Consider the following 13,763-nt stretch of genomic DNA (forward strand, 5'->3'; position numbering starts at 1 on the left):
AATTAGGCAGAGATGAAAAGCCGCCCGTTTTTTATTCAGATGCCTTTTTCCGGATCAGACCTTCCTGGGCGACCGAGGCGACCAGCAGGCCGGAGCGGTCGAAAAGACTGCCGCGCGTCATGCCGCGGGCGCCGAAGGCGCTGGGACTGTCCTGGGTATAGAGCAGCCAGTCGTCCATCCGGCAGGGCCGGTGGAACCACATGGAGTGATCGAGGCTCGCCACCTGCAGATTGCGGTCGAAGACGGACGTGCCATGCGCATAGAGCGCCGTGTCGAGCAGGGTCATGTCGGAGATATAAGCCAGCACCGCCGCCTGGATATGGCGCTCGTCGGGCACCGTGCCGAGCGCCTTGACCCAGACATCCTGGGCCGGCTCGAGTTTTTCGCGCGAGAAATAATGCTTGAGGGAGACGGGGCGGATCTCGATCGGGCGGGGCCGTTCCCAATAGCGGCGGATCGCTTCCGGCGCATTGGCGAGGAATTTGTCCTTGATGTCCTTTTCGCCCATCAATGTTTCCGGCGGCGCGACCTCCGGCATGGCGATCTGGTGCTCAAAACCCTCCTCGTCGAACTGGAAGGAGGCCGACAGCGAGAAGATCGCCTTGCCATGCTGGATGGCGACGACGCGGCGAGTGGCAAAGCTCGATCCGTCGCGGATGCGATCGACATCGTAGATGATCGGCACCGCCGGATCGCCCGGCAGCATGAAATAGGCGTGCAGCGAATGCACGTAGCGCCCCTCGCTGACGGTTCGCTGGGCAGCCACCAGAGCCTGGCCGATCACCTGCCCGCCGAACACCCGCTGCCAGCCGACCTGCGGGGAGCGCCCGCGAAACAGGTTTTCCTCCAGCTTCTCCAGGTCGAGCGTCTTGAGCAGGACATCCATCGGAGACGGGGTTTCGGCAGGGCGCGACATTTCGGCTATCTCCAGCGGAGGAACGCGCCAACGGTAGGAAGCGGCGCATCAATGATCTATATAGACCAACAGCAATGCTCAAGAGCGACGGGAGAACAGTGATGATCGATGTGCTGATTGCGGGCGGCGGTTATGTCGGCCTGTCGCTGGCCGTGTCCATCAAGAAGGCCGCGCCGCATCTATCGGTGACCCTGATCGACGGGGCGCCCGAGAGCACTTGGAAGAAGGACGAGCGTGCCTCGGCGATCATCGCGGCCGCATCGCAGATGCTCGACGTTCTCGGGCTATGGGAGAAGATCGAGCCGGAGGCGGAGCCGATCCGGCGCATGGTGATCACCGATTCCAAGACCGCCGATCCGGTGCGGCCGGTCTTCCTGACCTTCGACGATGACAGCGGCGTCGATGGCCGGCCGTTTGCCCATATGGTGCCCAACAGGGCGCTGGTCGGCGCGCTGCGCGAGATGGCCGGAACGCTCGGCGTGGACGTGCGGCAATCGACGGTCGCCCGGGATTTCAAGAGTGGCGACCATGCCGTGGCGCTGACCCTGGAAAGTGGAGAAGTGATCGAGGCACGGCTGCTCGTCGCCTGCGACGGGGTGCGCTCGAAGCTGCGCGCCGCGGCGGGCATCAAGACGGTGGATTTCGACTACGGCCAGTCGGGCATCGTCACCACTGTCGAGCATGAGCGCCCGCATGAGGGAACGGCGGAGGAACATTTCCTGCCAGCCGGGCCCTTTGCCACCCTGCCGCTCAAGAACAATCGCTCGTCGCTGGTCTGGACGGAGCGGACGCGCGACGCGGACCGGCTGGTGGCCAGCGACGACCTGATCTTCGAGGAGGAACTGGAACGCCGCTTCGGCCACAAGCTCGGCGCCTTGAAAGTGGTCGGCGGCCGGCGCGCCTTTCCGCTCGGGCTCACCTTGGCGCGCGATTTCGTGGCACCGCGCTTCGCCCTTGCCGGCGATGCCGCCCATGGCATTCACCCGATTTCCGGACAGGGCCTCAATCTCGGCTTCAAGGATGTGGCGGCGCTCGCCGAGACCATCGTCGATGCCGATCGGCTAGGTCTCGACATCGGCTCGCTTGCGGTGCTCGAGCGCTACCAGAGTTGGCGCCGCTTCGACACGTTCCGCATGGGCGTGACGACCGATGTGCTGAACCGGCTGTTTTCCAACGACATCACCCCAGTGCGGGCGCTGCGCGATTTCGGCCTGGGGATCGTCGATCGCCTGCCCTCGGTCAAGTCCTTCTTCATCCGCCAGGCCTCGGGCCTTGCCGGCGAGCGCGAGCCGAAGCTTCTGGCCGGCCAGCCGATCTGAGATCGGCAGGTCTGCCCGAACCGCCCGCTCAGGCGAAGCGGTTCGCCAGCCGGCCCATATTGGCGATCATCGACCGAAGATTGTCCCTGATGCGGGTTTCGACGATCACCGCCACTTCCGGATATTCTTCCAGCATGCGGCGAAACAGCGGCCGGGTGATGCGGATGACTTCGCTGTCAGTCTCGGCAACGGCAGTGAACTTGCGCTCGACGAAGGAGATCATCGCCAGCTCCGACAGGAGCGTACCGCGCCCGACCGTGCCGAGCGCCTGTGTACCGCCATCGGCAAGGCTGCGCGTCAGGCTGAACGTGCCGCTCGCCACCGCAAAGGCGCAATCGGCCGGCGCGCCCTCGCGGAACAGCTGCTGGCCCTTGTTGAGCCGGCGGCGCTCCGCCCCGAACGCGATCAGCCGCAGCTTGTCATCGTCGATATCCGCAAACAGCGGCACGAGGGACAGAAGGGCGATGTCGTCATTCAGCGCCAAGCGGATATCTCCTGGTGAGCACGCGGCCGGCGCCTGCGAAGCCTGCCGGCAGCGTCATTCCCGATGGTCAGGGCCGGCCATTCAGGGAACGATCTTGTAGCCGCCATTCTCTGTCACCAAAATCTCCGCATTGGAAGGGTCGCGTTCGATTTTCTGGCGCAGGCGGTAGACATGGGTTTCGAGCGTATGGGTGGTGACGCCGGAATTATAGCCCCAGACCTCTTCCAGCAGCACATCGCGGGTGACCACCTTCTGGTCGGCTCGGTAGAGATAGCGGATGATCGCCGCTTCCTTTTCGGTGAGCCGGATCTTCTGGCCGTTCTCCAGCGTCAGCAGCTTCTGGCCCGGCTTGAACATATAGGGGCCGACGGTGAAGGTGGCGTCCTCGCTCTGCTCGTGCTGGCGCAGCTGCGCGCGGATGCGGGCAAGCAGCACGGCGAAACGGAACGGCTTGGTGACATAGTCATTGGCACCGGCCTCAAGCCCCAGGATCGTGTCTGAATCGGTGTCATGGCCGGTGAGCATGATGATCGGCGGCTTGAAGCCGCCCTTGCGCAGGAGCTTGACCGCCTCGCGGCCATCCATGTCCGGCAGGCCGACATCCATGACCAGAAGCGCGATCTGCTGCGTGCGCGCCGTCTGGATGCCCTTGGCGGCGGTCGGCTCCTGGAGAATGGTGAACTCCTCGTAGAGGGCCAACTGCTCCGTCAGCGTTTCGCGCAGGTCCGTGTCGTCATCGACGAGGAGAATGGTGCGGGCCGACATGGATGCTGCCTCCTTGCTTCCGGATGATACGCCGTGTCAACGCTTTTGGCGGGCACGGCACCTGTTCACCCGTTTGTTACATATTGTGACGTGCTATGGTTATGTTTCACATCACGGACAACGCAAAAAACTGTGAGTAAAATGCGACGCAAGCCCCGCAAATCGGCAAACCCGGCCGGTATCGTCACCGTTCGCGCCAAGCCGGGCGCCAGAACCCGCGCGCTCGTCAGCTTTGCCGGGCGCACCGAGGAGGCCGCCATCGGCCGCAGCGGCGCGTCGATGCGCAAGCGCGAGGGCGACGGCGCCACCCCGATCGCCGCGATGCGCCTGATCGGCGGCTATGTCAGAAAGGACCGCGTCACCCTGCCGCCAAGCGCCCTGCCGCTGCGCGCGACGCCCAAAAACCTGCTCTGGTGCGACGAACCGCGCCACGCCCTCTACAACCGCCCGGCCCGCGCCCCCTTCAAGCCCAGCCACGAAAAAATGCGCCGCGACGACGGGCTCTACGACATCTGCCTGGTGATGGACTGGAACCTGCGTGAGCGGAAGAGGCATGGCGGCTCGGCGATCTTCTTCCACCTCGCCAGGCCCGGCTATACCCCAACCGAAGGCTGCGTCGCGGTCAGCCTGCCGGCGATGAAACGGCTGCTGCGCTATATGCGGCGAGGGACGGTGGTGCGGGTGGTGGGATAGCTAAGCGACGCATTCCGAAAGCGCGGGCGGTTACCCCCCCCTCTGTCGGCGACGCCGACATCTCCCCCTCAAGGGGGGAGATGTCACGAAGTGACAGAGGGGGGTAACCCTCCCCGGACGCGCGCAGATGAAGCGCCCCTCATCCGGCCTGTCGGCCACCTTCTCCCCGCTCGCGGGGAGAAGGAATTGCGGCAAGCTCCGTCTTTCCAATCGGCCTCCGTGGTCCCCTCTCCCCGCCTGCGGGGAGAGGGTTAGGGTGAGGGGCAGCGTCATAATAGAGGGTTCGAGGCCCCCTACTTCCACTCGCGGATATCGACGAAATGCCCCGAGACCGCTGCCGCCGCTGCCATGGCCGGGGAGACGAGATGGGTGCGGCCCTTGAAACCCTGGCGGCCTTCGAAGTTGCGGTTCGACGTCGAGGCGCAGCGTTCGCCCGGTTTGAGGCGGTCGTCGTTCATGGCCAGGCACATGGAGCAACCCGGCTCGCGCCAGTCGAAGCCGGCGGCCTTGAAGATCACGTCGAGGCCTTCGGCTTCGGCCTGTTCCTTGACGAGGCCGGAGCCGGGGACGATCATGGCCGAAACGGTGGGGGCAACGGTGCGGCCCTCGACGACCTTGGCGACCTCGCGCAGATCCTCGATGCGGCCATTGGTGCAGGAACCGATGAAGACGCGGTCGATGGCGATGTCGGTGATCTTCGTGCCCGGCTTCAGGCCCATATAATCGAGCGCCCGCCATTTGGAGGTGCGCTTGTTCTCGTCCTGGATTTCATCCGGATTGGGGACGATGCCCTGAACCGAGATCACGTCTTCCGGCGAGGAGCCCCAGGAGACGATCGGCGGCAGCGAGGCGGCATCGAGAACGACGACGCGGTCGTAATGGGCGCCTTCATCGGTCTGGAGGGTCTTCCAGTATTCAATCGCCTGTTCCAGCGCCTCGCCCTTCGGCGCGCGCGGCTTGCCCTTGATATAGTCGAAGGTCTTCTCGTCCGGCGCGATCAGGCCGGCGCGGGCGCCGCCTTCGATCGTCATGTTGCAGACAGTCATGCGGCCTTCCATCGACAGGGCGCGGATGGCCTCGCCGGCAAACTCGATGACATGGCCGGTGCCGCCGGCGGTGCCGATCTCGCCGATGATGGCGAGAATGATGTCCTTGGCGGTGACATGCTCGGGCAGGACGCCATCGACACGCACCAGCATGTTCTTGGCCTTCTTCTGGATCAGCGTCTGGGTGGCGAGCACATGCTCGACCTCGGAGGTGCCGATGCCATGCGCCAATGCCCCGAAGGCACCATGCGTCGAGGTATGGCTGTCGCCGCAGACGATGGTCATGCCCGGCAGGGTAAAGCCCTGCTCAGGCCCGACGATATGGACGATGCCCTGGCGGATATCGCTGGCCGAATAATATTCGACGCCGAAATCGGCGGCATTCTGGGCGAGCGCCTCGACCTGGATGCGGCTTTCCTCGTTCTTGATGCCGAGATGGCGATCCGGCGAGGTCGGCACATTATGGTCGACGACGGCCAGCGTCTTCTGCGGCGCACGCACCTGACGGTTGGTCATGCGCAGGCCTTCGAAGGCCTGCGGGCTCGTCACCTCGTGAACGAGATGGCGATCGATATAGAGAAGACAGGTTCCGTCAGCCTGTTGATCGACCAGATGGTCGTCCCAGATCTTGTCGTAGAGAGTACGCGGTGCGCTCATGGCTTTACATCCGAAATGAAGAGAAGAGGAAAAGTTTTCCGGCTCAGGGCGCCGGCAGCCGGTCGGGCCAAGGCCCGACGATCAGGAAAGCCGGCTGCTGAGCGCGCCGGAAACGCGCGCGAAAAACCGTGCCGGCAGACGCTTGTGGTCCTGCAGCACGACGATTTTCTGCTCGTGACATCCGAATTTGGATTCCATGAACGGGGATATATCAATTTTTCGGCGGCTCGGCAATCGGGGAGAGTATCGAGGGCTTCTTTCCGCACTGGCCAGAGGGCCTGGAGAATGGGTAGGAGGAGAACGGATGGTCAGGAAAGATATTTTCGCCATTTTGCTCTCCTTAATGAGCGGACAGTGATCACAAGGAGGAAGACAGATGGTGGATTATCCGGGGCGGGCAGTCATTGCCCTTGTCGCGGCACTGGGTCTTGTCGGATCGGGCGATGCGGCCCGGTCACAGGACACGCCTTATCCGGGCCGGCCGGGGCTTGCCAGGCCCGAAGCCACGCCCTCAGACATTGCCACTTGCGACACGATCGGCAAGACGCTGGATGGGTTCACGCCGTCGCGCGATCGCGTCGATCTGTGGATTTCCGGGCCATTGACGCTCGTTCATACCGACACCGTGCTCTGGTATCTGGCGGTCTGCCCGGATACGGGCATTCGCGTGATGTGCGTTACCTATTCCGACAATGGCATGAAGATCGGCGATCATGTGGTTCTGGCCGGCGCGCTTGAGATTCAGGACAGGAAACATGCCGTCCTCGACCCCTGCCTTGCCTCCAGGGATTAGAGTTTTGGTTGCCGAAACGTGGCCTTCAGCCGTCAGGCCGTAGGCACGTCAAAGACCTCGCCCGCACGGAGCGGCCGGAAGCGGTCCGGCGCCACGTCGTGGTCTCGCAATGCGGTTTCCAGTGCCACCACGGGCGCTTCGATCGGCTCGTTCGTCAGATGCACCGTGCCAAAATGGTGGCCGACGACGTGGGCGGCCCGGCAGAGTTGCATGCCGTGGACGGCCTCGTCCGGGTTCTGGTGCTGTGCCTTCATGAACCAGCGCGGCTCATAGGCGCCGATCGGCAGGTTGGCGAGGCGGAAGGGGCCGTGCCTTTCGCTGGCGCCGCGATAGTTGATGCCGTTGTGAAAGCCGGTATCGCCGACATGATAGATCTTGCCGGCTGGCGTCGAAATCACGAAGGCGCCCCAGAGCGCCATGCAGCGGTCGTGCGTGCCCCGCGCCGACCAGTGGTGGCAGGGCTCGCAATGGAGGACGGCATCCTCCCGGACGAAAATCCGCTCCCCCCAGTCCATCGTCGAAATCTTCGCGTCGGGAATTGCCCGCCGGATGATCGTGTCATTGCCGAGCGGCGTGACGATATGCGGGCTGTGGATTGCGTTGAGGCGCCTCAGCGTTGCGGTATCGAGATGGTCGTAATGATTATGGGTCACGAGCACCACATCGATCGGCGGCAGGTCGGCAAGGCGGACGCCTGGATCGACGACGCGCTTGGGGCCGGCGAAGGAAAACGGGCTGGTGCGCGCAGACCAGACAGGGTCGGTCAGAATGTTGAGGCCGGCCACCTGAATCAGAAGCGTGGCATGGCCAACCATGGTAACGCGCAGAGCCTCGCCATCGACACGCATATCGGGTTTGGCTGGTGGGAAGGGGCTGGAAGCGCTTCTCGGCCAGGCGCTCCGACCGCCACCGAACTGCCAGCGCAGCAGCGCGCGCAAGCCGAGCGGTGCCTCGCCTTCTGGATTAAAGAAGCGCGTGCCGTCGAAATGGTCGGAGACCGGGCCGGCGTAATAGGGATTGCGAGGTCGTCGGATATCGGGGGATTGCGTCATGAAAACCGATCTGGGTAAGCGCCCTGTTGATCTGCTGCATATGGTGTCGATCGGCGGAATTTTTCAGGCCACAGAAGGAGAGATCGCCGCCATTTCCGTCTCCATTCTTGACTTTCCCGACCATATCGTGTTTACCGCCCGCAATCTGCGACAAGTAACGAGACTTGCAGCCGCCGACCGGGACCCGTCAAGGTATAAAGAGATCCCGGAGGTCAACACCCGACAGCGCGTGGCGCCCTCGGGTGCGTTTTGGCTTTGTGTCTTGTTTTCGAAATTGCAGGACCCACGTTTCCGGGGCACATCCATTATCCGGAAACGAGAAGGAAGAACTTGATGTTTGAAAGTCTCCAGGACCGCCTTGGGTCAATCCTGAATGGATTGACCGGCCGTGGCGCGCTGTCGGAAGCCGATGTTGCGGCTGCCCTGCGCGAGGTTCGCCGTGCGCTCCTGGAAGCCGACGTCGCGCTCGAAGTCGTCCGTTCCTTCACCGACAAGGTTCGCGAGAAGGCGGTCGGTGCCGAAATCCTGAAATCGATCAAGCCCGGCCAGATGGTCGTCAAGATCGTCCATGACGAGCTCATCGCCATGCTGGGTTCGGAAGGCGTGCCGATTGATCTGAATGCGGCCGCCCCGGTCGTCCTCATGATGGTCGGCCTGCAGGGCTCGGGCAAGACGACGACGACGGGCAAGATCGCCCTTCGGCTGACGAGCCGCGACAAGAAAAAGGTCCTGATGGCCTCGCTCGACACGCGCCGTCCGGCAGCCCAGGAGCAGTTGCGCCAGTTGGGCGTCCAGACCGGCGTCGATACGCTGCCGGTCATCACCGGCCAGTCGCCGACCGATATCGCCGCGCGCGCCGTGCAGGCGGCCAAGCTCGGCGGCCATGACGTCGTCATCCTCGATACCGCCGGCCGTACCCATATCGACGAGCCGCTGATGCTCGAAATGGCGGAGATCAAGCGGCGCTCGAACCCGCATGAAATCCTGCTCGTGGCCGATGCGCTGACCGGCCAGGACGCCGTCAATCTCGCCCGCAATTTCGATGAGCGCGTCGGCATTACCGGCCTGGTGCTGACCCGCATGGATGGCGACGGTCGCGGCGGCGCGGCGCTCTCGATGCGCGCCGTCACCGGCAAGCCGATCAAGCTGATCGGTGTCGGCGAGAAGATGACGGAGCTGGAAGAGTTCCATCCGCGCCGCGTCGCCGACCGTATCCTCGGCATGGGCGACATCGTTTCGCTGGTCGAGCGCGCCGCCGAAAACATCGATGCCGAAAAGGCGGCGGCCATGGCCGCCAAGATGAAGACCGGCAAGTTTGATCTCAACGATCTCGCCGACCAGCTTGGCCAGATGCAGAAGATGGGCGGCATGGGCGGCATCATGGGCATGATGCCCGGCATGTCCGGCATGAAGGACAAGATGGCCGCCGCCGGCCTCGATGACAGGATGTTCGGCCGCCAGCTCGCCATCATCTCCTCGATGACCAAGGCCGAGCGCGCCAATCCGGACATGCTCAAGCATTCCCGCAAGAAGCGCATCGCGGCCGGCTCCGGCACGGGCGCCGCCGACATCAACAAGCTTTTGAAAATGCACCGCCAGATGGCCGACATGATGAAGATGATGGGCGGCAAGAAGGGCGGCGGCATGATGAAGCAGATGATGGGCGGCCTTGCCGGCAAGATGGGTCTTGGTGGCGGAATGGGCGGCATGCCCGATCTGTCGAAGATGGACCCCAAGCAGCTCGAAGCCCTGCAGAAACAGGCGGAGGCCGCCGGTCTCGGCAAGGGCATGCCGGGCGGATTGCCGGGAATGGGTGGTGGCGGCCTGCCGGGTCTTGGCAAGTTGCCGGGCCTGGGTGGCGGCGGTTTCCCGGGCTTGCCCGGCCTGCCGAAGAAGAAGTGAGAAGCGGGGAACAGGAATGATCGATCCTGCTGTGAAACAGGAACTTTCGGGCTATCGGCAATCGATCGACAATATCGATGCCGCGCTCGTTCACATGCTGGCCGAACGGTTTCGCTGCACCAAGGCGGTGGGCGTGCTGAAAGCCAAATACAGTTTGCCGCCGGCCGACCCGGCGCGCGAGGAATACCAGATCGAACGCCTTCGCCATCTGGCGAAGGATGCCCATCTGGATCCGGATTTCGCGGAGAAGTTCCTGAACTTCATCATCCACGAAGTGATCCGGCATCATGAAGCCATCGCTGCCGATCTCAAGGATTGATCAGCTTTAAACACACACAAGGCCGCCGGAGGCGGTTCGATATCTCAAGGAGTTAATGACATGGCACTGAAAATTCGTCTCGCCCGCGGTGGTTCCAAGAAGCGCCCGTTCTACCAGATCGTGATTGCAGACGTGCGCTCGCCGCGCGACGGCCGCTTCCTGGAAAAGGTTGGCTCGTGGAACCCGATGCTGAAGAAGGACGATGCCAAGCGCGTCGAACTGAACAATGAGCGCATCGCCTATTGGCTGTCGAACGGCGCCCTGCCGACCGACCGCGTCCTGCGCTTCCTCAACGAAGCCGGCATCGCCACCCGCGAAACCCGCTCCAACCCGACCAAGGGCCTGCCGGGCAAGAAGGCGCAGGAACGCGCCGCCGAAGCCAAGCAGAAGGCCGAAGACGCCGCTGCAGCTGCTGCCGAATAAGCCACGCGACAGCGTATTTAAGGACGGGCGGCGTTTTCATGCCGCCCGTTTTCGTTTATGCGATGGACATAATCTGGAGATCGTCCGGCGATGAGCAAACTCAAAAATCCTGTTCTCATGGGAACGATCGGCGCTGCGCAGGGACTGCGGGGCGAGGTTCGCGTCAGGTCATTCGCGGAAGAGCCAACGGCGATCGGCGACTATGGGCATCTCCATGCCGAGGACGGCCGCTCCTTCGAGGTGCTGGAAGTGCGCGCGGCGAAGAATGTCGTCATCGTGCGATTGCGCGGCGTCAATGACCGCACCGCCGCCGAGGCACTGAACGGGCTCGAACTCTATGTTGAGCGCGACAATCTGCCGGATGACGATCTCGACGAGGACGAATTCTTCTATGCCGACCTGGAAGGGCTGGAGGCACTCGATGCCGAGGGCAAGAGCTATGGCACTGTGACCGGTGTCTTCGATTTCGGTGCCGGCGACCTTTTGGAGCTGAAAGGCCCCGGCAAGCGGCCGGTGCTCATTCCCTTTTCCGAATGGTCGGTGCTTGAAATCGACCTGGAAGCCGGCACCATGCTCGTCGATCCGCTGGCCGCCGGCCTGGTCGACGACAAGGACGAGGATCCAAGCGCGCCCTTCAAGCCGAAGACGCCGTGAGCGGCCAACGATGAGCTTTCGCGCCACCATCCTGACGCTCTATCCGGACATGTTTCCGGGGCATCTTGGCCAGTCGCTGTCCGGCAAGGCGCTGGAGCGCGGGCAGTGGACGCTCGACACGGTACAGATCCGCGACTTTGCCGAGGACAGGCACCGCACCGTCGACGACACGCCGGCCGGCGGCGGCGCCGGCATGGTGCTGAAGCCCGATATCCTGGCAAAGGCGATCGACCACGCGTCCGCCGGCGACGACCGGCCGCGGCTTCTGATGAGCCCGCGCGGAAAACCGCTGACGCAGGGTCGCGTGCGGGAATTGGCGGCCGGACCGGGCGCAATCATCGTCTGCGGCCGGTTCGAGGGCGTCGATCAGCGGGTCATCGACGCCCGCCAGCTCGAGGAAGTGTCGATCGGCGATTATATTCTCTCCGGCGGCGAGCCGGCGGCGCTGATTTTGCTCGACGCCATCGTGCGCATCCTGCCCGGCGTCATGGGCAATGATCTTTCCGGCCTGCACGAAAGCTTCGAGGACGGGCTGCTGGAGCATCCGCATTATACGCGACCACAGGTCTTCGAGGGGCAGGAAATACCGGCGGTGCTGACCTCCGGGCACCACGGCGATATCGCCAGATGGCGCGAGGCCGAGGCGAAGCGGCTGACGGCGGAGCGAAGACCGGATCTTTTGCGGCGATAGGACTCGGCCTGATCCAGAGATCAGGCACGAAGGGCGCGGCGCTCACGACGCCACGCCCCCTCGTTTCCACGCACCGAGACTGCCTTGCCTTCAAGGACCTATCCTATTCCGCAGCCTGCGGCACGGTACCGGCGACAGTCTCCGTCCGCCCCCCGGCCAGGCTCCGCTGGCCCAATGCGATCGTAATCGTGGCCGCCGTGCTGGCTGCCACCGACAGCCAGAAGCCGTTCTGGGCACCGAAATTATCAACGACCCAGCCCGCAAGAAACGCGCCGAGAGCCATACCGATTCCGATACCGGTCGTTACCCAGGTGATACCCTCGGTCAGCATCGCTTCCGGCACCCGCCGCTCGATCAGCCCGAAGGCGGTGATGAAGGTGGGCGAGATGGCGATACCGCTCACGAAGATGGCGAGGGCGAGGAGCGTCACCGTATCGGCCATCAGCAGGGGCAGCGATGTGAGGGCGAGGACGCCGACGGCGACCAGCAGTTGCCGCTGCAAGGGTGTGCGCAGGTTCAAGGCGCCGAGAATAAGCCCGACGACGAAGGAACCGATCGCATAGACGCCGATGACAAGGCTTGCGGCACCCGGCTGCCCAAGCTCCTTGGTAAAGGCGACGGTGGTGACCTCAGCCGTCGCGAAGGTGGAGCCGACGAAGACGAGGGCCAGCGTTATGATCTGCACCGATCGCAGGCGAATGGCCGAGTTCCGCGAGACGCCTGCCTCCGCTTGACGGATCGCCGGTTCGGTGGACCGCTGCAAAACGAAAGCCAGCGTACCGACAGCGAGAAATACGGTGCTGGCGAGCATGCCGGCCTCGGGAAACAGCGCGACCGTGAGGCCGACGGAGAGCGAGGCTCCGGCGATATAAACCAGTTCGTCGGCAGCGGATTCAAAGGCAAACGCCGTGTTCAACTCTGGACGCCCCCGGAAAATCTCGGTCCAGCGCGCCCGCAGCATGGCCGGCATGCTGGGCATGGTCGCCGCAAGAAAGGCGGATGCAAACAGCGTCCATGCCGGCCAGTCCCGGTTTGCGGCCAGCATGAGGAATGCGAAGGCGACGACCGATACGAGGGTGGCGGGAATGATCACCGCGCTCTGTCCATGACGATCGACCAATCGCGAGATGTGCGGCGCGATGAGCGCATTGGTGAGCGCGAAACTCGCCGAGACCGCACCTGCGGTCCAGTATTCGCCGCGCGTCTGCGACAGCATGGCAACGATGCCGATGGGTGCCATCGCAATCGGCAGGCGTGCGAGGAAGCCCGCCGCGGAGAAGCTCTTGGCCCCCGGCACGCTGAATATTTCCTTGTAGGGATTCGGCATCGACATATCCTTCGATCGACAGGGGCATCGCCCGACATACGTGGCGTATGTCTTTAATTAGTTGCATACGTGACGTATGTCAAATAAAATACGACGCGTATGTAAATGAGGAAGCCATGATCAAGCCCCGCCCTGAAATGATTGCCGAAACCCGCGCCAAATTGCTCGCCGCTGCCCGGCATGCCTTCGGCACGGTCGGCTATGCACAGTCCTCGATGGATGACTTCACGGCAGCGGCCGGCCTGACCCGCGGCGCGCTCTATCATCATTTCGGAGACAAGAAGGGGTTGTTCCAGGCGGTTATCCAGGAACTCGATGCGGAGATGACAGCGCGGCTCAACAAGGTTTCCGCCCGCGCTCCGACGCGCTGGCAGGGTTTTGTCGATGAATGCGCAACCTATATCGAGATGGCGCTGGAACCGGAGATCCAGCGCATCATGTTTCGAGACGGGCCTGCTGTCCTTGGGGACATAACCCAATGGCCAAGCGCCAATGGCTGCATAGCCGCGCTTAGCGGAAGCCTTGGCCAATTGAAAAGAGACGGGGTGATTGCCGATATCGACGAGGAGACGACGGCGCGCCTGATCAATGGCGCCAGCAGCCATGCCGCCTTGTGGATCGCCAATTCCGATGATCCGCAGGAGACCTCGAAAAGAGCGGTGCAAGGCTTTCGAAGCCTGCTCGAAAGGCTGAAACTGGACAGGCCCGACGGGGAAAAATAG

General features: G+C 63.4%; 16 protein-coding genes. 10 read left to right on the forward strand and 6 right to left on the reverse strand.

Features of this window, described 5'->3' with window-relative positions; genetic code table 11:
* Window positions 1–31 precede the first annotated feature (31 nt).
* Window positions 32–916 (reverse strand): acyl-CoA thioesterase II, encoded by an 885-nt coding sequence (gene tesB, locus ASD31_RS07475; RefSeq protein WP_056331500.1) that lies wholly within the window; start codon window positions 914–916, stop codon window positions 32–34.
* Between the two features lie 101 nt (window positions 917–1,017).
* On the opposite strand from tesB, the gene ASD31_RS07480 reads away from it, so the two are divergent.
* Complete coding sequence (locus ASD31_RS07480; RefSeq protein ID WP_056331502.1) at window positions 1,018–2,235, forward strand: ubiquinone biosynthesis hydroxylase; 1,218 nt, start codon at window positions 1,018–1,020, stop codon at window positions 2,233–2,235.
* 28 nt (window positions 2,236–2,263) lie between these two features.
* Here ASD31_RS07480 and ASD31_RS07485 read toward each other — a convergent pair whose 3' ends face one another.
* Both ASD31_RS07485 and ASD31_RS07490 read right to left on the reverse strand, forming a co-directional pair.
* Window positions 2,264–2,719 (reverse strand): cyclic nucleotide-binding domain-containing protein, encoded by a 456-nt coding sequence (locus tag ASD31_RS07485; protein WP_056331504.1) that lies wholly within the window; start codon window positions 2,717–2,719, stop codon window positions 2,264–2,266.
* Between the two features lie 81 nt (window positions 2,720–2,800).
* Entirely contained in the window at window positions 2,801–3,484 is a 684-nt protein-coding gene (locus tag ASD31_RS07490) for a response regulator transcription factor (RefSeq protein WP_056331506.1), read from the reverse strand.
* A gap of 141 nt (window positions 3,485–3,625) precedes the next feature.
* Between ASD31_RS07490 and ASD31_RS07495 the strand changes: the two genes are divergently transcribed.
* Complete coding sequence (locus ASD31_RS07495) at window positions 3,626–4,177, forward strand: L,D-transpeptidase family protein (protein ID WP_056331508.1); 552 nt, start codon at window positions 3,626–3,628, stop codon at window positions 4,175–4,177.
* Window positions 4,178–4,470: 293 nt separating this feature from the next.
* Here ASD31_RS07495 and leuC read toward each other — a convergent pair whose 3' ends face one another.
* Complete coding sequence (gene leuC / locus ASD31_RS07500; RefSeq protein WP_056331510.1) at window positions 4,471–5,880, reverse strand: 3-isopropylmalate dehydratase large subunit; 1,410 nt, start codon at window positions 5,878–5,880, stop codon at window positions 4,471–4,473.
* 376 nt (window positions 5,881–6,256) lie between these two features.
* Here leuC and ASD31_RS07505 point away from each other — a divergent pair, with 376 nt between their 5' ends.
* Window positions 6,257–6,673: a hypothetical protein gene (locus tag ASD31_RS07505; RefSeq protein WP_056331512.1), complete on the forward strand. Its 417-nt coding sequence runs from the start codon at window positions 6,257–6,259 to the stop codon at window positions 6,671–6,673.
* A 32-nt stretch (window positions 6,674–6,705) separates the two neighbouring features.
* On the opposite strand, the gene ASD31_RS07510 is transcribed toward ASD31_RS07505, so the two are convergent.
* Window positions 6,706–7,725 (reverse strand): MBL fold metallo-hydrolase, encoded by a 1,020-nt coding sequence (locus tag ASD31_RS07510; RefSeq protein WP_056331514.1) that lies wholly within the window; start codon window positions 7,723–7,725, stop codon window positions 6,706–6,708.
* Here ASD31_RS07510 and ASD31_RS07515 point away from each other — a divergent pair.
* From ASD31_RS07515 to trmD, 6 genes are all read left to right on the forward strand, one after another.
* Complete coding sequence (locus ASD31_RS07515; RefSeq protein ID WP_056331516.1) at window positions 7,724–8,059, forward strand: hypothetical protein; 336 nt, start codon at window positions 7,724–7,726, stop codon at window positions 8,057–8,059. The genes ASD31_RS07510 and ASD31_RS07515 overlap by 2 nt on opposite strands.
* Window positions 8,059–9,627, forward strand: a complete 1,569-nt coding sequence (ffh, locus tag ASD31_RS07520) for a signal recognition particle protein (protein WP_056331519.1) — start codon at window positions 8,059–8,061, stop codon at window positions 9,625–9,627. Before ASD31_RS07515 ends, ffh begins: the two co-directional genes overlap by 1 nt.
* Window positions 9,628–9,643: 16 nt before the next feature.
* Complete coding sequence (locus ASD31_RS07525) at window positions 9,644–9,946, forward strand: chorismate mutase (protein ID WP_056331521.1); 303 nt, start codon at window positions 9,644–9,646, stop codon at window positions 9,944–9,946.
* A 60-nt stretch (window positions 9,947–10,006) separates the two neighbouring features.
* Window positions 10,007–10,369 carry a 30S ribosomal protein S16 gene (gene rpsP, locus ASD31_RS07530; RefSeq protein ID WP_056331523.1) on the forward strand — a complete coding sequence of 121 codons (363 nt, stop codon included), beginning with the start codon at window positions 10,007–10,009 and terminating at the stop codon, window positions 10,367–10,369.
* 90 nt (window positions 10,370–10,459) lie between these two features.
* The gene (gene rimM, locus ASD31_RS07535) at window positions 10,460–11,023 is read left to right on the forward strand and encodes a ribosome maturation factor RimM (protein WP_056331525.1); all 564 of its coding nucleotides are present in this window, start codon (window positions 10,460–10,462) and stop codon (window positions 11,021–11,023) included.
* A gap of 10 nt (window positions 11,024–11,033) precedes the next feature.
* Window positions 11,034–11,714, forward strand: a complete 681-nt coding sequence (gene trmD, locus ASD31_RS07540; RefSeq protein WP_056331527.1) for a tRNA (guanosine(37)-N1)-methyltransferase TrmD — start codon at window positions 11,034–11,036, stop codon at window positions 11,712–11,714.
* Window positions 11,715–11,817: 103 nt separating this feature from the next.
* On the opposite strand, the gene ASD31_RS07545 is transcribed toward trmD, so the two are convergent.
* Window positions 11,818–13,041, reverse strand: a complete 1,224-nt coding sequence (locus ASD31_RS07545; protein WP_056331529.1) for an MFS transporter — start codon at window positions 13,039–13,041, stop codon at window positions 11,818–11,820.
* A gap of 116 nt (window positions 13,042–13,157) precedes the next feature.
* Between ASD31_RS07545 and ASD31_RS07550 the strand changes: the two genes are divergently transcribed.
* Window positions 13,158–13,763 (forward strand): TetR/AcrR family transcriptional regulator, encoded by a 606-nt coding sequence (locus ASD31_RS07550; protein WP_056331530.1) that lies wholly within the window; start codon window positions 13,158–13,160, stop codon window positions 13,761–13,763.

The organism is Rhizobium sp. Root482, from assembly GCF_001426565.1.
GTDB lineage: Bacteria > Pseudomonadota > Alphaproteobacteria > Rhizobiales > Rhizobiaceae > Pararhizobium.

Coding starts and splice junctions, on each gene's coding strand:
- tesB (WP_056331500.1), bottom strand. CDS start 916: ATGTCGCGCCCTGCCGAAACCCCGTCTCCGATGGATGTCCTGCTCAAG.
- ASD31_RS07480 (WP_056331502.1), top strand. CDS start 1,018: ATGATCGATGTGCTGATTGCGGGCGGCGGTTATGTCGGCCTGTCGCTG.
- ASD31_RS07490 (WP_056331506.1), bottom strand. CDS start 3,484: ATGTCGGCCCGCACCATTCTCCTCGTCGATGACGACACGGACCTGCGC.
- ASD31_RS07495 (WP_056331508.1), top strand. CDS start 3,626: ATGCGACGCAAGCCCCGCAAATCGGCAAACCCGGCCGGTATCGTCACC.
- leuC (WP_056331510.1), bottom strand. CDS start 5,880: ATGAGCGCACCGCGTACTCTCTACGACAAGATCTGGGACGACCATCTG.
- ASD31_RS07505 (WP_056331512.1), top strand. CDS start 6,257: ATGGTGGATTATCCGGGGCGGGCAGTCATTGCCCTTGTCGCGGCACTG.
- ASD31_RS07515 (WP_056331516.1), top strand. CDS start 7,724: ATGAAAACCGATCTGGGTAAGCGCCCTGTTGATCTGCTGCATATGGTG.
- ASD31_RS07510 (WP_056331514.1), bottom strand. CDS start 7,725: ATGACGCAATCCCCCGATATCCGACGACCTCGCAATCCCTATTACGCC.
- ffh (WP_056331519.1), top strand. CDS start 8,059: ATGTTTGAAAGTCTCCAGGACCGCCTTGGGTCAATCCTGAATGGATTG.
- ASD31_RS07525 (WP_056331521.1), top strand. CDS start 9,644: ATGATCGATCCTGCTGTGAAACAGGAACTTTCGGGCTATCGGCAATCG.
- rpsP (WP_056331523.1), top strand. CDS start 10,007: ATGGCACTGAAAATTCGTCTCGCCCGCGGTGGTTCCAAGAAGCGCCCG.
- rimM (WP_056331525.1), top strand. CDS start 10,460: ATGAGCAAACTCAAAAATCCTGTTCTCATGGGAACGATCGGCGCTGCG.
- trmD (WP_056331527.1), top strand. CDS start 11,034: ATGAGCTTTCGCGCCACCATCCTGACGCTCTATCCGGACATGTTTCCG.
- ASD31_RS07545 (WP_056331529.1), bottom strand. CDS start 13,041: ATGCCGAATCCCTACAAGGAAATATTCAGCGTGCCGGGGGCCAAGAGC.
- ASD31_RS07550 (WP_056331530.1), top strand. CDS start 13,158: ATGATCAAGCCCCGCCCTGAAATGATTGCCGAAACCCGCGCCAAATTG.